23 protein-coding genes are annotated in these 22926 nt (G+C 63.8%); 12 read left to right on the forward strand and 11 right to left on the reverse strand.

Annotation, left to right across the window (positions count from 1 at the left end):
- From nfi to VAE54_RS03910, 3 genes are read left to right on the forward strand one after another with little or no spacing between them, the layout of a single operon-like run.
- Positions 1-702 (forward strand): deoxyribonuclease V, encoded by a 702-nt coding sequence (gene nfi, locus VAE54_RS03900; protein WP_322800626.1) that lies wholly within the window; start codon positions 1-3, stop codon positions 700-702.
- A 41-nt stretch (positions 703-743) separates the two neighbouring features.
- Positions 744-1841, forward strand: coding sequence for a response regulator (locus VAE54_RS03905; protein ID WP_322800627.1), 1098 nt, complete (start codon positions 744-746; stop codon positions 1839-1841).
- Positions 1793-3148: a CpaF family protein gene (locus tag VAE54_RS03910; protein ID WP_416223766.1), complete on the forward strand. Its 1356-nt coding sequence runs from the start codon at positions 1793-1795 to the stop codon at positions 3146-3148. Before VAE54_RS03905 ends, VAE54_RS03910 begins: the two co-directional genes overlap by 49 nt.
- Before the next feature lie 36 nt (positions 3149-3184).
- On the opposite strand, the gene VAE54_RS03915 is transcribed toward VAE54_RS03910, so the two are convergent.
- From VAE54_RS03915 to VAE54_RS03950, 8 genes are all read right to left on the reverse strand, one after another.
- Positions 3185-3427: a SelT/SelW/SelH family (seleno)protein gene (locus VAE54_RS03915; protein ID WP_322800629.1), complete on the reverse strand. Its 243-nt coding sequence runs from the start codon at positions 3425-3427 to the stop codon at positions 3185-3187.
- A gap of 116 nt (positions 3428-3543) precedes the next feature.
- The gene (locus VAE54_RS03920) at positions 3544-3957 is read right to left on the reverse strand and encodes a GtrA family protein (protein WP_322800630.1); all 414 of its coding nucleotides are present in this window, start codon (positions 3955-3957) and stop codon (positions 3544-3546) included.
- 85 nt (positions 3958-4042) lie between these two features.
- Positions 4043-5464, reverse strand: coding sequence for an O-antigen ligase family protein (locus VAE54_RS03925; RefSeq protein WP_322800631.1), 1422 nt, complete (start codon positions 5462-5464; stop codon positions 4043-4045).
- 86 nt (positions 5465-5550) lie between these two features.
- A complete protein-coding gene (locus tag VAE54_RS03930) occupies positions 5551-6495 on the reverse strand; it encodes a UDP-glucuronic acid decarboxylase family protein (protein WP_322800632.1) in 945 nt (314 codons plus the stop codon).
- Between the two features lie 70 nt (positions 6496-6565).
- The gene (locus tag VAE54_RS03935) at positions 6566-7228 is read right to left on the reverse strand and encodes a TIGR01906 family membrane protein (protein WP_322800633.1); all 663 of its coding nucleotides are present in this window, start codon (positions 7226-7228) and stop codon (positions 6566-6568) included.
- A gap of 31 nt (positions 7229-7259) precedes the next feature.
- Complete coding sequence (locus VAE54_RS03940; RefSeq protein ID WP_322800634.1) at positions 7260-8096, reverse strand: DegV family protein; 837 nt, start codon at positions 8094-8096, stop codon at positions 7260-7262.
- 136 nt (positions 8097-8232) lie between these two features.
- Positions 8233-9939: a DAK2 domain-containing protein gene (locus VAE54_RS03945; RefSeq protein ID WP_322800635.1), complete on the reverse strand. Its 1707-nt coding sequence runs from the start codon at positions 9937-9939 to the stop codon at positions 8233-8235.
- Between the two features lie 12 nt (positions 9940-9951).
- On the reverse strand, positions 9952-10296 hold the full coding sequence (locus VAE54_RS03950; protein WP_322800636.1) for an Asp23/Gls24 family envelope stress response protein: 345 nt from the start codon (positions 10294-10296) through the stop codon (positions 9952-9954).
- Positions 10297-10721: 425 nt separating this feature from the next.
- Between VAE54_RS03950 and pdxS the strand changes: the two genes are divergently transcribed.
- The 7 genes from pdxS to VAE54_RS03985 all read left to right on the forward strand — a co-directional run bounded on the left by pdxS (position 10722) and on the right by VAE54_RS03985 (position 17318).
- A complete protein-coding gene (gene pdxS, locus VAE54_RS03955; protein WP_322800637.1) occupies positions 10722-11621 on the forward strand; it encodes a pyridoxal 5'-phosphate synthase lyase subunit PdxS in 900 nt (299 codons plus the stop codon).
- Positions 11622-11700: 79 nt separating this feature from the next.
- The gene (pdxT, locus tag VAE54_RS03960) at positions 11701-12291 is read left to right on the forward strand and encodes a pyridoxal 5'-phosphate synthase glutaminase subunit PdxT (RefSeq protein ID WP_322800638.1); all 591 of its coding nucleotides are present in this window, start codon (positions 11701-11703) and stop codon (positions 12289-12291) included.
- Positions 12291-13136 carry a hypothetical protein gene (locus tag VAE54_RS03965; protein ID WP_322800639.1) on the forward strand — a complete coding sequence of 282 codons (846 nt, stop codon included), beginning with the start codon at positions 12291-12293 and terminating at the stop codon, positions 13134-13136. Before pdxT ends, VAE54_RS03965 begins: the two co-directional genes overlap by 1 nt.
- 323 nt (positions 13137-13459) lie before the next feature.
- Positions 13460-13993, forward strand: coding sequence for a hypothetical protein (locus VAE54_RS03970; RefSeq protein ID WP_322800640.1), 534 nt, complete (start codon positions 13460-13462; stop codon positions 13991-13993).
- The gene (locus tag VAE54_RS03975) at positions 13990-15099 is read left to right on the forward strand and encodes a response regulator (RefSeq protein ID WP_322800641.1); all 1110 of its coding nucleotides are present in this window, start codon (positions 13990-13992) and stop codon (positions 15097-15099) included. Before VAE54_RS03970 ends, VAE54_RS03975 begins: the two co-directional genes overlap by 4 nt.
- 290 nt (positions 15100-15389) lie before the next feature.
- Positions 15390-15893 carry a DUF177 domain-containing protein gene (locus tag VAE54_RS03980; RefSeq protein WP_322800642.1) on the forward strand — a complete coding sequence of 168 codons (504 nt, stop codon included), beginning with the start codon at positions 15390-15392 and terminating at the stop codon, positions 15891-15893.
- A gap of 216 nt (positions 15894-16109) precedes the next feature.
- Positions 16110-17318: a sigma-70 family RNA polymerase sigma factor gene (locus VAE54_RS03985; protein ID WP_322800643.1), complete on the forward strand. Its 1209-nt coding sequence runs from the start codon at positions 16110-16112 to the stop codon at positions 17316-17318.
- A gap of 365 nt (positions 17319-17683) precedes the next feature.
- On the opposite strand, the gene VAE54_RS03990 is transcribed toward VAE54_RS03985, so the two are convergent.
- Together VAE54_RS03990 and VAE54_RS03995 are read right to left on the reverse strand one after the other, a co-directional pair.
- Positions 17684-18256, reverse strand: coding sequence for a hypothetical protein (locus VAE54_RS03990; RefSeq protein ID WP_322800644.1), 573 nt, complete (start codon positions 18254-18256; stop codon positions 17684-17686).
- A gap of 44 nt (positions 18257-18300) precedes the next feature.
- Positions 18301-18897 carry an ATP-binding protein gene (locus VAE54_RS03995; RefSeq protein ID WP_322800645.1) on the reverse strand — a complete coding sequence of 199 codons (597 nt, stop codon included), beginning with the start codon at positions 18895-18897 and terminating at the stop codon, positions 18301-18303.
- Positions 18898-19194: 297 nt separating this feature from the next.
- Here VAE54_RS03995 and VAE54_RS04000 point away from each other — a divergent pair, with 297 nt between their 5' ends.
- Together VAE54_RS04000 and VAE54_RS04005 are read left to right on the forward strand one after the other, a co-directional pair.
- Entirely contained in the window at positions 19195-20115 is a 921-nt protein-coding gene (locus VAE54_RS04000; RefSeq protein ID WP_322800646.1) for a DMT family transporter, read from the forward strand.
- A gap of 43 nt (positions 20116-20158) precedes the next feature.
- Positions 20159-21553: a tryptophanase gene (locus VAE54_RS04005; protein ID WP_322800647.1), complete on the forward strand. Its 1395-nt coding sequence runs from the start codon at positions 20159-20161 to the stop codon at positions 21551-21553.
- Between the two features lie 81 nt (positions 21554-21634).
- On the opposite strand, the gene glp is transcribed toward VAE54_RS04005, so the two are convergent.
- Positions 21635-22864, reverse strand: a complete 1230-nt coding sequence (gene glp / locus VAE54_RS04010) for a gephyrin-like molybdotransferase Glp (protein ID WP_322800648.1) — start codon at positions 22862-22864, stop codon at positions 21635-21637.
- Positions 22865-22926: the final 62 nt, after the last annotated feature.

A 22926-nucleotide genomic window follows, 5' to 3' on the forward strand; every position in this document is an offset into this window, starting at 1 on the left:
ATGCCGATCCAGGCTCGCCATCGCCATCCATGGGATGTCTCGCCGGAAGAGGCGATCGCGATCCAGCAACAGCTTCGCGCTCTGGTGATCCGGGATGGTCCCATGCCGGAACCCGGCGCAATTATTGTTGGGGTGGATGTCGGCTTTCGGGGCGATCTCGCCCGTGCCGCCGCTGTGGCCGTGCGGTTCCCGGATCTCACGCCCCTCGCTCAGGCGGTCGCGGAGGTCCCGGTGACGTTCCCCTACATCCCGGGCCTGCTGGCTTTCCGGGAGGCCCCCGCGATCCTCAAGGCTCTGGACCGTTTAATGCTGGAACCTCATCTGCTGATGGTCGATGGCCATGGGATCTCCCATCCCCGCCGGATGGGGATCGCAACCCATCTCGGGGTTTATCTGGATCTTCCGTCCATTGGATGTGCGAAGTCAAAGCTGTGGGGGCGCTGCGAGATGCCGCCGGATGAGCCAGGGGCCTGGACGCCGCTCTGGGATGGGGAGGAGATCATCGGGGCCGTCCTGCGCACGCAGGTGGGGACCAATCCGCTGTTTGTCTCCATCGGCCATCGCATCTCTCTGGAGAACGCGATCGCCACGGTGATGGCCTGCGTTCGGGGCCACCGGCTTCCAGAGCCCACCCGCCTGGCCCACCTGGCGGCGGGAGGGGCCGATGTGGTTTCCTCCGCCCGGCAGCCCCGTTTGCTGTAGAAAGGGCCAGGGATACGTCACACCGCGCAGGAGGCATTCCCATGGCGAGGCTGCTGGTGGTGGACGATGATCCCGACGCGCGCCGGCTGATCGGGCTGGTGCTCCGACGGGCCGGCCACGATATCCTCTACGCAGAGGACGGCTTCCAGGCTTTGGAAGTGATGAGCCGGGAGCATCCGGATCTCATCATTCTGGACCTGATGATGCCAGGGATGGATGGTTTTGAGGTTCTGGAAGCCATGCACCGGCGGATGGATCTGCGAGGCCTGCCCGTGATTGTATTGACCGCGAAAGCTCAGGTGGCCCCAGCGGCGGAGCAGAAGCTCCTGGGCGTGCAGGCCTACCTGACCAAGCCGGTCTCCGCCGAAACCCTGCTACAAACGGTTCAGGAAACGCTGAAAGCCGCCCGTCCCCTCCTTCCTTCGGGGAACCAGGCGCTGGAGATCGCCTGTGGGGAGAGCTGGCCGGGCAGTGCAGGGGAGTTCCTGGCTTCGGCCCTGGCAGTCGCTCTGGCCGCCCATGCCCCGACCTTCCTGATCGATGTGGAGGGGCTGGGGCGAGGAGCCCTGATCTTCGATCTGGAGCCTCCTCTCACGGTGGAGGACCTGGAGGTGGGCCGGGATCCGGCCCAGGGTCTGATCCCGGTTCGGGAGCAGCTCCATGTCTGGTCCGTCTATGGACGACCCAGCCCGGCCGCTGTCCAGCGGGTGGCGGAGCGGCTGGCCCCCCAGGCCGGATTTCTGGTCTGGATGGTTGGGGATCCCATCGGACCGGTGGCGGCCTCCATCTTCCCCCGCTGTCTGCGGATCTTCTTCGCCTTTGAGAGCCATGGACCCGGGATGCGGCGGGCGCGGCTCGTGCTCCGTCAACTGGAAGACCTGGGCCTGCGATCGCCGCGAGTCTGGCCCATCTGGGTGCGGCGCTGGGTGGTTCCCGAGCCATGGACGGAGATGGAGATCCAGAACCGCCTGGGTGGGGTTCCCATCCGGGTCTGGCCGGTGGATCCGGTAACGGCCCATCGGGCGCTGCAGGATGGTCAGCCTATCCAGGAGATCGAGCCGGAAAGTCCCGCTGCGCATCGCATCCGGGAATGGGCGGGGGAGATCCTGGAGCTTGCGAAGGAAAGGAGGGCGCCTTGAACCCGCAGGAGCTGCCGATCCCCCCGGAGCATTATGCCCGGCTTCGGGCCTGGCTGATCCAGCAGCTGCGGAAAGGTTCGGAGCCGCCGCCGATGGGAATGACCCCGGAGAGCTGGCGCTGGGTCCGGGATCGGGTCAGCCAGTTGCTGGCCTCCGCGCGGGTCTCCCTGCCCCCAGAGGCGCTGGAGCGGCTGGTGGATGAGGTCGGAGACGAGGTCGTGGGCTACGGCCCCATCGGGCCGCTGGTGCGCGATCCCTCCATCACCGAGATCATGGTCAATGGCCCCCATCAGGTCTATGTGGAGCGGGCCGGTAAGATCGTTGAGGTCGATGCGCGGTTCCGGGACGAGTCGCATGTGATGGAGGTCATTGAGCGCATCCTCCGACCCCTGGGGCGCAAGGTGGATCGGGCGTGGCCCATGGCCGACGCCCGGCTGCCTGATGGCTCGCGGGTGAATGTGATCATCCCACCCTGCGCTCTGAACGGGCCCACGATCACGATCCGGAAATTCCCGGCCCGCCGGCTGACCGTGGAGGATCTCATCCGCTTCGGAACGATGACGCCGGAGATGGCGGAGTTCCTGCGGGCATGCGTGTTCGCCCGGCTGAATATTGTGGTCTCCGGCGGGACCGGCTCGGGGAAGACCACTCTGCTGAATGTGCTTTCCGCGTTCATCCCGGAGGACGAACGCATTGTCACCATCGAGGATGCGGCGGAGCTCCAGCTGCAACAGCGCCATGTCGTGCGCCTGGAGGCAGCGCCTGCCCTGCCGGATGGAACGGGGCGGGTGACCATTCGGGATCTGGTGATCAATGCCCTGCGGATGCGGCCCGATCGGATCATCGTGGGGGAATGCCGGGGGCCCGAGGCCCTGGACATGCTTCAGGCGATGAACACAGGCCATGAAGGCTCGATGACCACCATCCACGCGAACAGCCCCCGCGATGCCCTCTCCCGTCTGGAAACGATGGTGCTGATGGCCGGCATGGATCTCCCCCTGCGGGTGGTTCGCACTCAGATCGCCTCCGCTATCGATCTCATCGTGCAGCAGGAACGGTTGCGGGATGGCTCGCGGAAGATCACCCGGGTCACAGAGATCCAGGGGATGGAAGGGGATACGGTGGTGCTGCAGGATCTCTTCGTCTTCCAGGCGAAAGCGATCGGGGAGGAACAGGGGAAGGTGGAAGGGGTCCATCGGCCGACCGGGATCCGCCCGCATTTCATGTCCCGTCTGGAGGCGGCGGGGATCCGCCTGTCCCCCCAGATTTTCGGGGTGGGAACGATCACCGCCAGCCGGGGGCGATGAAGGGAGGGGCGGGTGGGGCGCCCGCCCCTCCGGGCGTTATGAGGGCAGCCGGGCCGCCAGCGCCTGGCGGATCTCCTCCACCTCTGCGTGGCGCCCCAGCTGTTTCTTTGAAAACACCAGCTCTCCGTTCACCCGGACCTCGAAGACGCCCCCGCTGGAGGGGATGAGCGTCCAGGAGGCCACGTGGCCTTCGAATTCCTTGAGCAGCTCCTCGGTCAACCTGACCGCTCGAGGGAGATACCCTCAGACCGCGCAGTATTCGATTTCAACCCGCAGCATTTGAACCTCCTCCTGAATCAGGGTTCTGTCCGCGCGCTGGGTTCGTGGTGAACGGGTCTTGCGTATGGCCTTTCGGGGTGTGAGGGCGTCTGAAGCCCCTGCCCGGATTTCCCGTCTTACGGCACATCGTTATACGTCCAGAGACGGTTCGCCAGGAAATTCCAGAACAGGGCGATCCCCACAGCGATCACCTGGGAGACGTTCACGCCCCACTTCATCCCCAGGCGGGGAATGAGGAACCCCGAGACCGTCCCGAACACCGCGAGGTTGATCCCCAATCCGGCAGTGTTCACCATGAAAAACTGGGAGATCTGCTGCCAGATCGGCTTCGATCGGGATTCCGGATAGGTCCAGTGGCGGTTCCACAGGAAATTGTTGATCACCGCGGCGGTGAACGAAACCGCCTTGGCCATAACCGGGATCCATCCGCCCAGGAAGATCAGGCTGTTCAGAATCCCGGTATCCACCACAAAGCCCACCGTCCCGACCACACAGAACTTCAGGAAACGCACGATCTCCTTGCGATACATTCGGTAAAGATCTCCCCGAGCGGGCCGAAGGGAAAGCCGCCTCTCCACGGGATGTCCTCCATCTCGGGCTCTGGGTCGAAGGTCGTCAGTCCGCATTCAGAAGTTCCACCCACGCTCCATAGAGGGCGATGAACAGAGGCAGGTTGGCCACGTAAAGATTATCGAAGAGCTGATGAATGTGCAAATGCATCCACGCGGCCATGATCCCCGCCGCCAGCCCCCTTCGCCATCCTTTGCTCCGTCGCCAGGCTCGCCCGGTCTGGAGCCCGATCACAATCCAGAGCAACAGGTAAAGCAGCAAGCCGATCAGGCCGGTTTCCGCGGCCATGTTCAGATAGATGTTATGGGCGTGGCCCAGCGGGTTCGGCCAGCGGATCAGGGCGTAGGCCGGATAAGCAGCGGCGTAGTTCCCGAACCCTATCCCAAGCCACGGATGAGCCCGGATCATCTCCACGGCGGCCTGCCAGTGGGCCAGCCGCTCGATGATGGCGAAGTTCGCATCATTCACCTCCACCCCGCGCACATCGATGACCTGGATCTCCTCCATCGCCCCCCTCAGGCGATCCCGAATGGGTGCCGGGATCCACCCTGCGGTCCACAGAAAGATCCCGGTCAGGATCAGGGCCGTCAGAGCGGCCAGACCCCATCGGCCTCGAGCGGGCAGCATCCCGATCAGTGTTCCCATCGCCACGGCGGCTCCCAGCCATGCGCCCCGGGACCAGGAAACGAGGAGCGCCAGGAGCGCCATGCCTCCGATGCCCAGCGCTCCCAGCCCCAATGCCCTCTCCGGAAGGGGTCGTTGAGGATGGAAGAGCAGCCCGAAGGCGAGGCCCAGCGCGACCGGCGCGATCAGCCCCATCATCCCGGCGAAGGGATTGGGTTGCTGGAACGTTCCATAGGCCCGATAGAACGGAAGGCCGGGAAGCTGAAAATGCTCCGGCCCGGTCCCTCGCAGGAAGGCCTGCCAGATCCCGATGCCCGCCTGGAGGGCGCCGGAAGCCAGCGCGATCCCCAGAAGGATCCGTTGCATGCGCGGCGAGGCGGTCCGGATTATGATCACCACCATCCCGATTTGCGCCCATTTGATCCATTCTGGGAGCCCCTCTTCCCATGATGGAGCCCAGGAAAGGGAGAGCAGCGCATAGCCCAGGAACAGCCCGTAGGCCCAGCTCCAGCCCCATCGCGGCAGGGAAAACGTGCGGTGGGCCAGCCCCCGCCAGATCCAGCCCAGGAGCGCCAGGCCCAAGAAGATCTGGGCGCTGGGGAGGGGAGGATGCCAGCGTTCGCTCTCCAGCGGTGCCAGAGGTCCGGTCAGCAACGCCGCCCCCAGGCCGGCTTCAGGGACCCGCAGGAGGGCGAGCAGACCAGCGAAGGCCATACTGATCCCGATCAGGAGCTCCGGCCTCCATGCCAGCAGCAAACCCAAGACGAGGGCCAGAACCCCCCACTCGCGCTTCTGGTCAAATAAGCGTAGCCTTAGCTGGAGTCCATGAGAAGAGCGATCCATGCCTGCCATGTCGCGAACCCGGATCCGGGGTGATGGATGAGCCGCCTCGCTCCTCCTCGCTACCTGGGCGGGTCTCGGGGAGAGGCTTATCGCATCTTCAGCCGTTCCTCAAACCACCGAATCGTCCGTCGCAGCCCCTCCTCCAGGGGGATCCGCGGGCTCCACCCGAGGCGCTGGCGGGCTTTCGTGATGTCCGGGCAGCGGCGCTGGGGATCCCCCGGGATCCGTCGATCCGGCAGGATACGGATCCCGGCGGGGTTCCCGGTCAGACGGTTGATGAGCTCCGCAAAGATGAGGATGCTGACCTCCTCCGGGTTTCCCAGGTTCACCGGCTCGTGTTCTTCAACCTCGAGGAGCCGCACAATCCCCTCCACCAGGTCATCGATATAACAGAAGCTGCGCGTTTGCGAGCCGTCCCCGTAGACCGTCAGCGGCTCCCTTCGCAGGGCCTGGCCGATGAAATTCGGCACCACCCGCCCATCGTCCAGCCGCATGCGGGGACCGTAGGTATTGAAAATGCGAACGATGCGGGTATCCACGCCGTGAACCCGATGATAAGCCATCACCATGGCCTCGGCGAACCGTTTGGCCTCATCATAGACTCCTCGCGGCCCGATCGGGTTCACATAGCCCCAGTAGGTTTCCGGCTGAGGATGAACCTGGGGATCCCCATAGACCTCACTGGTGGAAGCCAGCATATAGCGGGCCCCCTTGACCCGCGCAAGGCCCAGGGTGTTATGAGTCCCCAGCGCGCCGACTTTCAGGGTCTGGATGGGGTATTTCAGATAGTCCACCGGGCTGGCCGGCGATGCAAAGTGCAGCACCGCATCGAGCGGTCCTTCGACATAGAGGAAGTGGGTCACGTCATGGCGAATGAAGCGAAAGCGTGGGTGCCCGATCAGATGGGCGATGTTATCGGCCGTCCCGGTCAGGAAATTATCCACGCCGATCACTTCGTGGCCATCCGCGAGGAAGCGATCGCAGAGATGGGAGCCGATAAATCCGGCGGCACCGGTGATCAGGATGCGCATGGAGCGGTTCACCTAAAGCTTGGGAATTTGAGAGCCTGCGGTCCGGGCTCAACGGCGTAAATCCTGCTGGCTAACGGAGGGAAAGCCTCCAGCGCGTTAGGAGGATCAGCGCGATGGCTTCCAGCAAAGTGAGCCCGCCGATCCCCACAGCGGCGTCAAACCAGAATTTCTCCGGATACAGGCGGATCAGCGTATCCGTGGGCAGGAAAAGCCATGTGTCTCCTTCGAAAAACACCCGGTGGAACAGCGTGAAGGCGGCATCGAAGCTCAGCAGGAAGCCCAGCAGGATCCCCAGGACCAGCCCCAGGGTGAGGAGCCCTCCCCAATTCAGGCTCTGCCAGGCCAGCGGGCGGGTTGCGGGGGAGAACCAGAGATACGCCCAGGCCCCGATGAGCGCCAGGGCCAGGATCAGGCCCACCCGGAAGGCGGCCCCCTGGAGAACATACACATCCTGCATGTGCCGGATCTCCCGCTCGTTGAAGGCTGGCCGCCCATCGGCGAATCGGATCTCCCGCAGGATGCTGGCCCCGGGCGGCTGGGTCACCGAGCGAAGCCCGGTCAGGGCGAGTTCCAGCCGCTCCTCCGGGCTCATCCCGTAGAGATCCGGCGGGAAATCCGGCCGCGCATATTCCATGCGAATGAACCAGTCACTCATCAGCAGCCGGACGTTCAGCAGGAGCAACACAGCCGGTAGCGAAAAGATGATCAAAGCGGAGAGCACGCGAGATAACATCGATGCGCTCCTTATCGGGATGGGTTTGCGCTTATTCTTGAATCATAACCCCCAGCCCATCAAAGCCGATCCATGCCGCCAGGGAAGGGCCGTAAGGGCGGACGATGAGCTCGCGAGCCTGCATCGCTTCCTGCAAGCGCTGAGCGAAGGCATGGGCCTCCTGGGGGGACCGAGCCGGCCCGTAAAGGACTCCCACCCGTTCCGCCCGGGAGAACTCGGCCGCGAATTCAATCAGCTTTTCCAGCGCCTTCTCGGTGGAGCGGGCTTTCTCCAGCGGGAGCAGGGCACCATCCTCCATCATCAGGAACGGCCGGATCCCCAGCATCGTTCCCAGGATGCGCTGGGTTTTGCTTAACAAACGGTTGCGCTCCAGGGCTTCTAGGCTCTCCGTCACGAAAACGGCGTAGAGGCGTGAGAGCATCCCTCGTAGCAGCCGAACGATCTCGTGAACCGGCTGGCCCTGAGCGGCCAGGCGAAGGGCCGTTTCCGCGATCCAGCCCTGGGCGATCCCCATCGTTTGGGTATCGATGACATGGACCGGGCACCGCCCCAGCACGACGGAAGCCGCAGCCCGTGCCCGGGCGACCAGCGGAGAGAGCCGGCCGGAATGCAGAACAGCCACGATGGCCGAGGTGCTGGGGGCCAGCCGGGCGTAAAGCGCCCGGAGCTCCTCTTCCGTCGGCGGCTCGATGGTGAACGCCTTCGTTCGATCCGCAGGCGGCCAGAGGTCGGGAGGGATCTCATCGATCCCCTCCCGGAAGGTTTGATGATCCACCCGAATGGTCAGCGGGATCCAGACCAGCATGTCATCCGGCAGGTCTGTTGCGCTCAGCACGGCAGCGCTATCCACAAGCACCCGGATGGGCATGGATGAAGTTCCCTCCGCTGGCAATGATGAACGCGGAAAATGCCCCGCTCCACCTTCAGAGCCTCCCCCAGCCTGGGGCAGGCAAATGCTCTAACCGTCCCTCTCCCCCCACACCATCCATGATCCCGGCGGGCTCCTACTCCGCGCTCAGGATGTAAGAATAGTAGGGCTGTCCAGCCTCCACCATCTCGATCTGCAGCTGGGGATAGCGAGAACGGAGTTTCTCAACCAGCTGGACCGTTTGGGAGAGATCTGCTTCTGCCCCCACATACAGAGTGAGCAATTCGGCCGAGGAAGCATCCATCGCCTCCAGGGTCCTCTGGATGACTTCCTCCAGATCATCCCCTGCGGCCACCAGATGATCCTCCACCAGCCCGATCCATTGTCCCTGACGGGCAGACACGCCTTCCAGCTCCACATCCCGCGTGGCCCGGGTGATCTGCCCGCTCCGCACCAGCCGCAGCGCCTCCTTCATCGCCTGCAGATTGCTTTCCAGATCTGCCTCGGCGCGATAGGCTACCATGGCGGCCACGCCCTGAGGTAGAGTGCGGGTCGGGAGGATCTCCACGCGTTTATCCGGAACCAGCTCGGCGGCCTGGCGGGCCGTCAACATCACATTGGGATGGTTAGGCAGCACGACGATCTGATCCGCGGGCAGCGTTTGCATGAGCTCCACGAATTGCTGAGCGCTGGGGTTCATGGTCTGCCCGCCGCGAAGGGTCGCGCTGACCCCCAGGCTGGTGAAGATCCGGGCCCATCCCTCGCTGGGGACCACTGCGATCGTAGCCACTTGGCCGGGTTGCAGGGGAGAGGAGGAACTCTCTGTCCCTCGGGCCCGCTCCTGGATAAATTGTTGATACTGAGCCTGCATATTTTCTACCACTACGTCCCGCAAACTGCCCCAGCGGATGGCGTAGCTCAGCGGCCGCCCGGGATCATGAACATGCAGATGCACCTTCACTGTGTTCGCATCGCCCACGACCAGGACGCTATCGCCCATCGCCTCCAGGTCGCGACGGATCTGGTCCACATCCAGATGGTGGCCCACCAGGATGAACTGGACATCGTAGCCATAGCCCTCGGATCCGGGCTCCAGGGCCTCGGTCGCCCGGGCGCCGGCGAGGGAGGGAGCGATCATCGGAGCCTCCTCGATGGGCTCCCCCTTCAGACAGCGAAGCATCCCTTCCAGGATCAAATACAGGCCCTGTCCGCCCGAATCCACCACCCCGGCTGCTTTGAGGATGGGGAGCAGGTCGGGCGTGCGTTGCACCGCCTCGTGGGCCCGGCGCACCGCCTGTTCCATCACGTCGAGCAGATCCCCGCCGCGCTGGACGGCATGGGTGGCCGCCTCACTGGCCTCCCGGATCACGGTCAGGATCGTTCCCTCAACAGGTTTCATCACCCCGCGGTAAGCCGTGCGGGTGGCCTCCTGAAGGGCGAGGGCGAGATCTTCTGCGGTGATCATCGGGCGACGGTCGATCACCTGGGCCATCCCCCGCCAGATCTGAGAGAGGATCACACCGGAGTTCCCCCGAGCGCCCATCAATGCCCCCCGGGCTACCCGCTGGAGCAGCACACCCACCTCAGAGTCTGTCATAGGGGCGATCTCCTGCCAGGCCGCCTCCATCGTCAGCAGCATATTGGTCCCGGTGTCGCCATCCGGGACCGGGAACACGTTCAGGGCGTTCACCAGCTCATAATGGCGGCGAAGCCAAAGCAATCCAGCCCGGATCATCGCTTTAAACGTGGGCCCATCGATGGCTTGAAGGGCTGGTCGCGAGGAAGAAGACCCTTCCGGTTGCACGGCCTCCTCCTGAGAAGCGAAGGATGTTCCTCTTTCCATAAGAACTCTCCGTCACTGGGGTTGCAGGCCCTGAATATGAACGTTCACCTCCGCCACCGGCAGGCCTGTGGTTTTCTCCACCTGATATTTAATGGTATGTTGCACGCTGCGGGCGACGGCGACCAATCGAACCCCATAGGCCAGGATCAAATAGACGTCAATCACCAGGCCGTCCGGCCGCTCCCGGATCTCGATGCTTCGTCGGGCGTCTGGCGCAAAGAAGTTCGCGACCACATCGGTCATGCGGTGCGAAGCCAGGCCGACCACCCCATAGCATTGGGCCAGGGCCTGCGCGATCAGGGTGGCGATCGCCGCAGGCAGCACCTCGATCCGCCCCAGTTCGTTCTGTTCTTTCATGCCTTCCAGCTCCTTAAAAATCTGGCTGATGCGGGCTTGTTCGGCTACAAACCCGGTGACGATTCATCGCTCGCTTCCATAGCCCCTGGTCTTCCGGGGCAGGTGCATGGAGGGGATTCAGGGGAACCCCTGAGCCAGGTGGACCTGGCGGGCCCCACGGCTGTCCAACAGGGTTCTCCTACTATCTTAACCGATGGGGATGTTCCCCTGAGAGGCCTGGGGAGCTGGGCGGGTCGCCTTCGGCGACCCGCCCAGCTCCCAAACGTTTTATTCCTCGCGAATCGGGCAGCGAGTTGCATTAAAATATGGATAGATACAGAATGCAGTCTGCGGCGGGCGAGAGCGGGTGAGCGCGAAGGATAGCCGGTGGGATGACCTGATGCTCCGCCGGCAGGCATTTTTCTTTCTCTGGAGGGAGGTCCACGATGACGGGAGAGGCTCGACGCGTCTATGGGACCGTAACGGTGAAGCGGGGGCTCGCCCAGATGCTGAAGGGCGGCGTGATCATGGATGTCACCAATGCGGAGCAGGCCCAGATCGCTGAGGAAGCAGGCGCAGTGGCCGTGATGGCCCTCGAACGGGTTCCCGCAGATATCCGGGCGCATGGCGGGGTGGCCCGGATGGCGGACCCCGAGAAGATCCTGGAGATCATGGAGGCAGTGACGATCCCGGTGATGGCCAAGTGCCGGATCGGCCACTATATGGAGGCGAAGATCCTGGAAGCCCTCGGTGTGGATTTCATCGATGAGTCGGAGGTTCTGACCCCTGCGGATGAGCAATATCACATCAACAAATGGGAATTCAAGGTTCCTTTCGTCTGCGGGGCGCGGGATCTCGGGGAGGCCCTGCGCCGGATCGCCGAAGGGGCGGCGATGATCCGCTCGAAAGGGGAGGCCGGAACCGGGAATGTGGTCGAAGCCGTTCGCCATGCGCGGGCGATCATGGGCGCCATCCGGCGGATCCAGGGGATGGGAGAGGAAGAACTTGTGGCCTACGCCAAAGAGATCGGCGCTCCCTATGAGCTGGTCCTGGAAACCCGGCGCCTCGGGCGCCTGCCGGTGGTCCTCTTCGCCGCAGGGGGAATCGCCACCCCGGCGGATGCGGCGCTGATGATGTGGCTGGGGATGGATGGGGTGTTCGTGGGAAGCGGGATCTTCAAGAGCGAGAATCCGTATAAGCGGGCCCGGGCGATCGTGGAGGCCGTAACCTACTGGCAGGAGCCGGAGATCCTGGCGATGGTCAGCCGCAGCCTGGGCGAGCCCATGTATGGCATCGACGTCCGGCAGCTGACCGAGGTGCAGCGCCTCGCGCTGCGCGGGTGGTGAAATCCTCGGGGATTTCGCGGGATCTCGGAGAACGAAACCCGATGGTTTGTTGCGATCAACTCCCTGAGGGAGGTATACGGTGAGGATCGGGGTGCTGGGATTGCAGGGGGATTACCTGGAGCATCATCAGGTGCTCCGTCGTCTGGGCGTGGAGACGGTGGATGTCCGCCTCCCTCAGCATCTGGAGGGAGTGGATGGCCTGATCATCCCCGGAGGGGAAAGCACCACCATCGGCGCCCTCGCGGAGCGCTATGGGCTGATGGAACCGCTCCGCCGCATGGCGGAGGCCGGCATGCCGATCTGGGGCACCTGCGCCGGCATGATTTTCCTGGCCCGGGATGTGGGCCGCCCCCAGCCCACCCTGGGTCTGATGGATGTCCGGGTGCGGCGGAATGCCTTCGGCCGCCAGATCGATAGCTTCGAGGTCGATCTGGAGATCCCCGCCCTGGCCCGGGTGGGGGATCCCCGGCCTTTCCATGCGATCTTCATTCGGGCTCCGCTGATCGAAGCCGTAGGACCCGGGGTGGAGGTCCTGGCCCGGCTGGGGGATGGAACGGTTGTGGCGGCTCAGCAGGGACATCTGCTGGCCACCGCTTTCCACCCCGAGCTGACGGACGACACCCGGTTCCATCAGTATTTCCTGGAAATCGTGCGACAGGTTTCCCGCTGATGATCCGATCCTTGCGGATAAGGGATGGCCCGCGTTTCCTGGCGGCCGCCCACGCCGGTTTATATCTGGACGAGCGGGCGGTCCGGGTGGATCGCTTCCATCCGATTGAGGCCGCCACCCTTTCCCTGTTCTTCCCGGATCTGGCGCCGGTGCTGACGCTTTCAGATCCCTCGGGATCGTATTTCCTCCAGTTGAGCTGTCGGCGCGGCGGGGAGGAAGGACGCCTGCTGTTTATGGCCCCTGCGCCGGCGACCCTGGATCTGGAGTCCACAGCCGAATGGGAGATTGTCCTTCAGGCTATCGTTGAATGGGCCGCTGCACATGGGATCCGGCGTCTGGTGGCGGAGGTGGCGCTGGACGAATTGCGGCCGGCCCTTCTGCAGCGCCTGGGCTTCGAGCGAGCCCGCCGTTACACGGTGTGGGCCGGACCGGCTCGGGTGGTGGAGCAGGCCTTCCAGACGCTGGTCGGCCGTGAGCCTCCATTCCATGCTTCGTCGTGGGCGCTTTATCGAGGGGCGAAGGGAGCCTGGGTGGAGGAAATCCGGAGCGTGTCGGAAGATCCGCTCCTGGGGCTGGCGCAAACGCTCGCGGATCTGGGCACCCGCTGGCGGCATCCGGTTTATGCCCAGGTCCGCCGGGAGACCCCGAAGGTGACGGAAGCATTACGGGCGCTGGGGTTCTACCCCGCGTTCACCCTATGGCGAATGGTGCGCTGGGTCGCGGTTCCCCTTCGGCTGCCATCTGCGAAGGAGCAGGAAACGATTGCCTCCGCCTCCTTGGCGTTCTATTTCCTCCATCAGATGGCGCGCTCGCCGATTCAGGAGCGGGCCGCGGGCTCCGGATGAGAAAAGGCGATGGAAGACACGCTTTCATCGCTTTTCGCCCAGCCCTCCGAATCCATAGAGGCATTGTCTCCAGCCCCCGCCCACCCCTCTTACCCATTGGTTGCTGGGGAGAAGCTGGGCCAGCCGTTTCCTTGGGAATCGAGTGGTCGATTTCCCCCGCGCGGCTTTTGGAACCGTTAGATTGCCGAAGGCGACCCGGTTGGAGATTTCGTCCATCCGAAGCCGACTTCCTTCTGCCATATCCGCATTTGCGTTATATATAATGAAGGCGAGTGCGCGGGCGAGGCGATCGGATCCTGATTTATCCAGAAAAGGGGATTCCCATGACCCAACCCGGAATTCGAACGGGAACCATTACGGTCGATTTCCTGACTCCTACACATCGAATCTCCGCCCAGATGGTGTTGAGAGGCCGGGTTCTGGGGGATGTTCTAAACGATGTGCGCACCTCTTTCATTCCTCTGGAGGCCGTGTTCCTCTCCTGCCTGGACGAACCAGCCCGTATTCTCAAAAGCTTCGGGACGGCGATCCTGAGCAAAAACCATATTGCGATGGCGATTGTGAATGTGGGGATTGAGATGGCCCTGAAGGCCGTTTCCCCTGCATACGGCTCTCGCAAAACGTATGGCGTGTTCGCCACCATACCCGGGTTTGAGATCGAGGGAACCATCGAATTCGCGGGCCGGCCGGATCTCCATGCGCTTCTGGTGACCAATGTGGAGCGCTTCATTCCGATCATGAACGCAAGAGCGATGAGGAGCGATCGGCCCGGAATGGATTTCGCCGGCGAGCTGATTTTTGTGAATCGGGATTTCATTGGATTGCTTTCGCTCAGCGGAGAGGTGGCTCAGGGATGACCCGCATCCTGGTGATTGATGATGATATCGAGCTCCTGCAGATGGTCCGCCGGATGCTGGAACGGGCGGGGTTCGAGGTGTTCACCAGCGCCGATGGCGGGGATGGGATCGAAAAAACCCGCCAGCTCCGGCCGGATCTGGTGATCCTGGATTTGATGATGCCGGAGATCGATGGCTTCCAGGTCCTCCAGGCCATCCGGAACGATCCGCTGGTCAGCGACACGCCGGTCCTGGTCCTCACCGCCCGGGCGCAGCCGGTGGATCGGGAGGCGGCCCTCGCCGCCCGGGCGGATGATTACTTGGCCAAGCCGGTCTCTCAAAAGGAGCTCCTGGATCGGATCCAGGAGGTGCTGAACCGACGCCGGCGAGGGAGCGGCCAGGGTTCGGTGGTGCTCTTCCTGGGGCTCCGCGGAGGAACCGGGACCACCACGCTGGCGGTGAACACGGCGCTGGCCCTGATCCGCAGCGGTCCCGTGGTGCTGTGGGATGCCAGCCTGAGCTCCGGCCATGCCGGGCTCCATCTCCGGATCGCTCCCCGGATCTCCTGGCTGGATTGGTGGCGGGATGGATGCTCGAAAGGGGATCTGGAAGCGCATTTGATGTCCCATCCCACAGGGCTCAGCCTGTTCCCCGCTCCTCTGATGCCGGTCACGGAGGCGCTGGAAGAATCCTGGGTGGGCTTGACCCTGGATTTCCTGCGTGAGCGGTTTCGCTTTGTGGTCATTGATGGGCCTTCCACACTGGCACCTCTGGGCCTGGCCCTCTGTCAGCAAGCGGATCCGATATTCCTGGTGATGAGCCCCGAGGTGGGCGCTCTGCAAACCACGGTGATGACTTTGCGAGCCCTGCAAGCGGCGGGGATACCGATGGAGCGGATCCATATCGTGGTGAACCATGCCGCGGGGCCGGGCACATTGAGCGCCCCAACAATTGAGCGGGCGCTGGGCCGGGCACCCATGCTCACGGTGCCCTTCGATCCCAATCAGGCCGTGGCCCTGGTCCAGGGCACCCCCCTCGTCCTCAGCCATCCGAATGGCCCCCTGGCCACGGCCGCACACCGGCTGGCCGGACAGGTGCAATCCACCATGCGTACACCTGGGGGTTAATGCCTGTTGATCCTTCTCTAAACATCGATTCGAAATCCTTCTCAGAACTAAATATATCCTGAATAACGTCAAAAATAGAACTTTTGTTTGAGAAAATCGGGCCCATGATTTAGCGGACGGATTCGGAGCGCGCCGGTCCCTCCGCTGGACCTGTCCTGTGTTGAATAAATTCCAACTTTTCGCTTGACGGCGAGATCCCCCCCGTGCTATAATTACCCCAGTAGGTTTTTCCGAACCGCCCCAACTCTGGATCAGGCCATGGGATCCAGCGGCCTATCCTGGAGGGCTCCATGATGATGTTGCGCTATCGGGTGGGCGCGCTGGTGGGCGCGCCGATTGGGAGCCGGATGGTGCTATCCCTGGAGGAAGGACCGGGAGATTTGGGCTACGGGGTGGAAGTGGATTATCTCCGGGGGGAGATTGAGCTGGTCCGTTCCGATCGCCGGCTCCTGGCCTCTGGGACGATCTCCACGCAGATCCACGCTTCGTGCGCCCGTTGTCTGGAACCGGTCGCCTTCCCCATGACCTTTGAGTTTGAGGAGGCCTTTTTTCTATCCCCGGTGGATATCCCCGGGGAGACATTTTATGCGGTAACGGATGATGGGTATCTCTTCCTGACTGCGCCGTTGCGGGAGCATATCCTGCTGAACACGCCGTTGCGGGTTCTCTGCCGTCCGGATTGCCGCGGGCTGTGCCCGGAGTGCGGCCAGAATCTGAATGAGGGGGATTGCGGCTGCGTCCGCGAGCCAGATCCCCGATGGGCCGCCCTGCAGGTGTTTCGTCTATCCGAATGACCGGGCGGTGGATTGCGGAAAGTGGCCCTGGTGGTCGCCCCGATGGCCGGGGGCCGGGGATCGAAGATCCTCTGCAATCCAGGATCCATTGGGGGAAAGCAACCATCCGGCTGCTGTCCATGAGGAGGCAAATGAAAGCCCGAAGCGAAAGCTTGAGATCCGGGGATCCCGGGAAGGCGGCTGGACCTTTTTATCTGTGATCGGAGAGGAGCGACGATGGCGAGCTTCGATGAGGTCATAGGAGAGCTTCTTTCTCTGGCGGAGCGGCAGGGTTACCTGACGGTTACAGATATCCTGGAGGTCTATCCGGAGGCGGAGGAGTCCCCCGAGGAACTGGATGAGATCTGCCTGTGGTTGCAGGAGGCAGGCATCGAGCTCTACGACGACACCCGGATCAACATCGAGGAAGAGGAGCGGTTCCTTCGCGAGATCGAGGAGGAGGAAGAAGAGGAGGCGGAGGAACATTTCGAGACCAGCGATGTGGTCCTGGGGGAGGATGACGACCTGGCCGACATCGACGTGGATGACACGGTAGGGCTCTATCTAAAGGAGATGGCCCGTGTTCCCCTGCTGACCAGTGAGGAGGAGGTGCGGCTGGCCCGGCAGGTGTTCCGGGGCCAGCAGGCCGCCCGACGGCTCCGGGAAGCCCGTCGCCTCTCCCCTCAACAGCGGTCCCGGCTGGAGCGGCTGGTGGAGGAAGGCCGCAAGGCCCGGGAACATCTTATTAAAGCCAACACCCGTCTGGTGGTCAGCATCGCCAAGAAATACATGGGCCGCGGGGTTCCCTTCCTGGACCTGATCCAGGAGGGGAACCTGGGGCTGATGAAGGCGGTGGAGAAGTTCGATTACCGGCGGGGTTACCGCTTCAGCACGTATGCCACATGGTGGATCCGACAGACCATCACCCGGGCGATCGCGGATCAGAGCCGCACGATCCGGGTTCCGGTTCACATGAGCGATCGGATCCGCAAGCTGTATCGGGTGGCCCATGAGCTGGAGCAGAGCCTGGGCCGCAAGCCGACCGCGGAGGAGATCGCGGCCGAGCTGGGGGTGGATCCCCGAAAGGTGGAGTGGATGTTCCGGGTTTCTTGGCAGCCTTTGAGCCTGGAAAACCCGGTGGGGGAGGATGAGGAGGACGAGCTGGGCTACTTCATTGAGGACGAATCCTCTCCCTCTCCGAACCAGATCACTTATCAGAACCTGCTCCGGGAGAAGATTGAGGAGATCCTCTCGACCCTCAGCCCTCGCGAGGCCCGGATCCTTCGGCTGCGGTTTGGCCTGGTGAACGGGCGGTGCTACACTCTGGAGGAGGTGGGGAAGAAGTTCGGGCTGACGCGGGAGCGTATCCGGCAGATCGAAGGGCGGGCTCTACGCCGGCTGCGTCACCCCCGTCGGAGCCGCCAATTGCGGGAGTTCCTGACCTGAAAAGGCTTCCCCGAGATGGATTTCAGAAACCGGACCGGCCGCGCAGGGTGGCCGGTCCGGTTTTTATCTGGACCTTGCGGTCAGGCTCTCCATCGTAATGAAGAGGCCGCTTCCAGAGGGGAAGCGGCCTCTCCCGGCGGGCCGTCGCCGATCAGCGTTCACCGGAGGTGATGCGACGGCCCGCCTCTTTCAAGTCTGTCCGACGTTTTTCGTCCATGTCGCATCACCTCCTTTCTGTGGGATGGCGCATCCGATGGGCGCAGGCGGCGTGGAAGGGAAGTTCGATGGGCGCGCGCCCCAGATGGCTTGATCATGCACAGGATGAGCTCAAATGTCAACGGCAAGGCGATCGCCCTCCAGGCTTTTCATCCGCCTCGGAGTCGGCCGTAGAGCCACCAGAAGCGATCGCGTGGGAAAACCTCTTGCAGAGCCTCCTCCCATAGAAACGGACCCGGCTCCCAGTTCCGTCGCAGCGTCTGGTCCAGCGCCCGCACGCGGTTTCGGATGTTCTCCACATCCAATCCGAGGCGCTCTCCCTCTTCCAGCAGGAGCTCGATCTTCAAGCGAATATGCGCCTGCGCTGGATAGCTCGGAGCGACCTCTTCTGGATGTCTCTCATAATCCTCCAGATACCATGTCCAGGCGTCCAGGCGGCTGCTGAGCTCCCGCTCCAGCTTCTGCCGGTAGCGGGCCTGATGGACCTCTCGCACCCGCTCCAGGTGGGTTTTCAGAGCCTCCAGCTCCGCGCGGGCCTGCGCCGGAAGACGGCTCTGGAGCGCCTCCAACCGCCGCAGGCTCTCCAGCAGGCCGCCGATGCTGAGCGATGGAAAGATGGCGGAGAAGGGGCGAAGGGGCCCGTAAACCATGTCCGAGGCCAGATAATCCTCCAGGGCTGCCACCCCTTCCCGCACGAACGTCAGTTCATCCTCCAGTTTCATCACCCCTCCCGTTGGGATCGAATCGAACGGGAAACCTCCTCCCGTTATGGATGATGGGTCCCCGCACCCGGGCAGGCCGCCTGATGGATGGTCCTCACCAGTTGCGGGAGCAGGGCGTCCAGATCCTGGGAGGTATCCACCTCGAGATAGGGCCGACCGATGGGCTCCATATGGCGTCGCATCCGTTCGTAAACCGGCCAGGTGGCCTCGCTGGCGTCTTCCGGATGACGCTGACGGACGCGCCCCTCCAGGCGATCTCGCACCACTTCGGGAGGGGCAGTGACAAAGAGGATCACAAGGGGAACCCGGAGGCGGTCTGCGATCTGATAGATCAGGGCGCGGTGGGCCTCGATCAGGTTGGTGGCGTCGAAGATCACCGAGGAGCCCTGACGCAGGAGCTGCTCCATGAGCACCCGGCACACCTGATGAACGCGCCGGCTTTCGTTCAGGGTATGCCGGGGCCACTTGAACAGGATCCGCCGCACCCGGTCGGACTCCACGATGGGGGCCGGAAGCAGGGCGGCCAGCCGGCGGGCCAGGGTGGATTTCCCGGTCCCGGGCAGACCGACCATCAAGATCAGCCGGGGATGAGGGGTAGGGATGGGGCGGATCTCCAGCGCATGGGCTGCTCGCTGAGCCATCGCCTCGGCTTCCCCCCGGGGAAGGGGATATGGGGAAGGAAACCCTATGTTTCCGTCCCGCCGCAGCGTGCGATCCATGCCCTCTTCATCCATCTTGCCTGTCTTCGAAATCCCCCGCTCTTCCATCCCCATGGAACTCCGTTCCTGGTTGCGCTCCCTTCGGGCTGATGATGATCTGGAGATGAAGAAGAGATCCCGGCGCGCTGCTCCGGCGATTTGTCAAAAGCGTTCAATCGAATTATACCGAAATCAGACCTCATGCGCAGACTCAGGAAGCTCCCACCGGAGGCAGACAACGTGCACAATCCGGAAAAACCTCCCGTCCCTCCTTACCTGGTTCTCTTCGTCGGCCTTCTGGCCGTTTCGATGTCTTCGATTTTCATTCGTTTCGCCCAGCGGGAAGCCTCTTCCCTGGTCATCGCCGCCTATCGTCTGAGCCTGGCCACCTTGCTGATCCTCCCGGTGGCCTTCCTGCGGTATCGCCATGAGCTGGCGCAGATGACCCGCCGGGATCTCCTCTGGATGATGCTGTCCGGGATCTTCCTGGCCCTGCATTTCGTGACCTGGATCACCTCCCTGGAATACACCACAGTGGCCAGCTCGGTGGTGCTGGTTTCCCTCTCGCCGGTTTTCGTTGCCATCGCGGCGCCGGTTTTCCTGCGCGAAACCATCCCTTCCCGGGTCATCCTGGGGATTCTCATCGCCCTAACGGGGAGCGCGGTGGTGGGCTTCAGCGACGCGTGTTCGTGGCCGCCGCTGCGCTGCACGCTGGAGGGAGGCGGCCGCCTCCCCATGGTCGGCAACCTCCTGGCCCTCATCGGGGCGATCATGGTGGCGGGCTATTTTATGATCGGCCGTCGGGTGCGCAGCCGGTTCTCCCTCCCGGTGTATATCGGCTTCGTCTACGGGTTCGCCGCGGTGGTCTGCCTGCTGATCGTAGCCGGGTTGAAGCTCCCTGTCCTGGGTTATTCGCCTCAGACCTACCTCTGGATGACCCTGGTGGCGGTCTTCCCCCAGCTGATCGGCCATTCCTCCTTCAACTGGGCCCTGCGTTATCTGCCGACCGCGGTGGTTACGGTGACCACCCTGGGGGAGCCCATCGGTTCAACGATCCTGGCCTATGTGATCCTGCGGGAAGCGCCGACGTGGGTGAAAATCCTGGGGGGCGGATTGATCCTCACCGGGATCGCCATTGTGTCCCAGGAGAGGGAGCGCTGAGCGTCCGGCGAGGAACCCCTGAACCTATCTGGAGGAGCTTTCCATGCCGATCCATCCGCCGGAACCCTTTCGGATCAAGGTGGTGGAGCCGTTGCGGCCGCTCTCCCGAGAGGAGCGGCGGCGACGCCTTCAGGAGGCAGGCTATAACCTCTTCCGCCTGCGGGCGGAGGATGTGTTCATCGACCTGCTGACGGATTCGGGGACGGGGGCGATGAGCGACCGCCAATGGGGGGCGATGATGCAGGGGGATGAATCCTACGCGGGGGCCCGGAGTTTCTACCGGTTCCAGGAGGCGGTTCAGGAGATCACGGGCTATCCTTATGTCGTGCCTGTGCATCAGGGCCGTGCGGCGGAGCATATCTTCTTCGCCGTGACGGTGCGGCCCGGCCAGCGGGTCCCCAGCAACAATCACTTCGATACCACCCGGGCGAACCTCCTGGCCCGCTCCGCCGACCCGGTCGATCTGGTCATCGATGAGGCCTATGATCCCACGCTGGAGCATCCCTTCAAAGGGAACATGGATCCGGCCAGGCTGGAAGCGTTCTTCGAACAGGTCGGGCCGGAAAACATCCCCTTTGTGATGCTAACGCTGACCAACAACACGGTGGGCGGACAGCCGGTCTCCATGGAGAACGTCCGCACGGTGGCGGCCATCGCCCACCGGTATGGGAAGCCGCTCTACCTGGATGCGGCCCGGTATGCGGAAAACGTCTATCTCATCAAGCTGCGCGAGCCGGGCTACTCCGACCGGCCGGTGCAGGAGATCGCCCGGGAGCTTTTTGGATACGCGGATGGCTGTCTGATGAGCGCCAAGAAGGATGGGCTGGCCAACATTGGTGGGTTCATCGCGTTGAAGGACCCCGAGCTCTACGAAGCGTTGTGCGCCCAGCTGGTGCTCCGGGAAGGGTTCCCCACCTACGGCGGGCTGGCCGGGCGGGATCTGGAGGCCATCGCGGTGGGTTTGAGGGAGGCGCTGGATGAGGATTACCTGGCCTACCGCATTGCTCAGGTGCGCTATCTGGCGGAATCCCTCCAGCAGGCCGGGATCCCCATTGTGGTGCCCCCGGGAGGACACGCCGTGTATCTGGATGCCGGCCGCTTTCTCCCCCACATCCCTCCCTCGGAATACCCGGGCCACGCCCTTGCCGTGCATCTTTACCTGGAAGGCGGGATCCGGGGCGTGGAGATCGGCAGCGTGATGCTGGCGCAGGAAGACCCTCAGACGGGGCGGGTGCTTTCGCCTCGCCTGGAGCTGGTGCGGCTGGCGATCCCCCGACGGGTTTACACCCAGAGCCATCTGGATTACGTGGTGGAGGTGTGCGTCCGGGTCTACGCGCAGCGGGAGCGAATCCGGGGGTTCCGCATCCTTCGGGCGCCGAAGCTCCTGCGTCACTTCACCGCCTGGTTCGAGCCGCTGGGAGAGCTGGATGGAACCTGATTCGGTCCATGGGGCCCGGGCAGGGAGGGAGGCCACCGGGTGAAACCCGGAAGGGGAAGGCCTGTGCCATCCCTGCGCATCCTATTCCCATCGCCAGACCTCTACGGAATCCCCTGCTTGCAGGCCGTTGAGATCCAGGGGAACCATCACCAGGCCGTCGGAACGGGCCAGGGTGAAGATCATGTTGCTTTTCCCGAACAACGGCTCGGCCCACCATGTGCCCTCGCGATGGATGAGCCGGACCGGAACCCAGTCGATGCGTCCTGGCGCGGAGGGGATGTTGTGGGTCAGGCGAGCGGGTTGAAGGGAAGGGGCCGGCGGCTCCAGGCCCCGGAGGAAGTAAAGCAGGGGGACGAGGAGCATGCGGGCGACCACGAAGGCGGAGACCGGGTTGCCCGGCAGCCCCAGAACCGGCTTCCCGCGGCAGAAGGCGACCAGGGTGGGTTTCCCAGGGCGGATCGCCAGCCCGTGGGCCAGGATCCCGGGGGGACCCAGGCGCTCGATTACGGCGGCCGTGAGATCCCGGGTGCTGACGGAGCTGCCCGCGGTGAACACCAGCACATCCGCCGCTTCGAAGGCTTCCCGAGCCATCTCTTCCAGGATCTCGAGGCGATCCGGCGCGATCCCCCGGGGGAGCGGCTCTCCGCCGTGCTGACGGATCAGGCCGATCAGGGAGAAGGTGTTGACATCGCGAACCTGCCCGGGCTGAGGCGTTTGCGCTGGGGGAACGATCTCATCCCCGCTGCCGAGGATGGCCACCTGGGGCACCCGCGCCACGGAGACCTCCATGACACCCAGGGCGGCCAGGGCCCCCAGATCCTGAGGGCGAAGGCGATGGTGGGCTGGGAAGGCGAGCGCTCCGGCGGGGATGTCCTCGCCGATCCCGATTACGTTCTCCCCCGGGGCGACCGGCCGCAGCACCTCGATGGTCTCCGCATCCAGCCGCTGGGTTCGCTCCAGCATCACCACCGCATCGGCCCCCTCCGGGAGCATCCCGCCGGTGTGGATCAGGGCGGCCTCGCCCGGGCCGATGGACAGTCCGGGAGACCGGCCCATGGGGACTTCGCCGACAAGACGAAGGTAAGCCGGGAGGCTTTCCGTGGCGCCGAAGGTATCCGCCGCCCGCACGGCATACCCATCCACCGTGCTGCGGGGGAACGCGGGAAGGGGCTCCGGGGCGAAGATCGGTTGCGCCAGGACCCGCCCCAGGGCCTGGGTCAGCGGCACCGTCTCCGGGGGGAGGGGAGAAAGATACGCCCGCAGCTGCTCCAGCGCCTTCTCCGGCGGCAGCACGGTGAAGAATTCCGGCATCGGATTCCACCTCCCATTGACGGGCTTCCCCCTCTTTTTTATAATGCCCCTCGGACTGGAAG

It is taken from the genome of Thermoflexus sp. (genome assembly GCF_034432235.1).
GTDB lineage: Bacteria > Chloroflexota > Anaerolineae > Thermoflexales > Thermoflexaceae > Thermoflexus.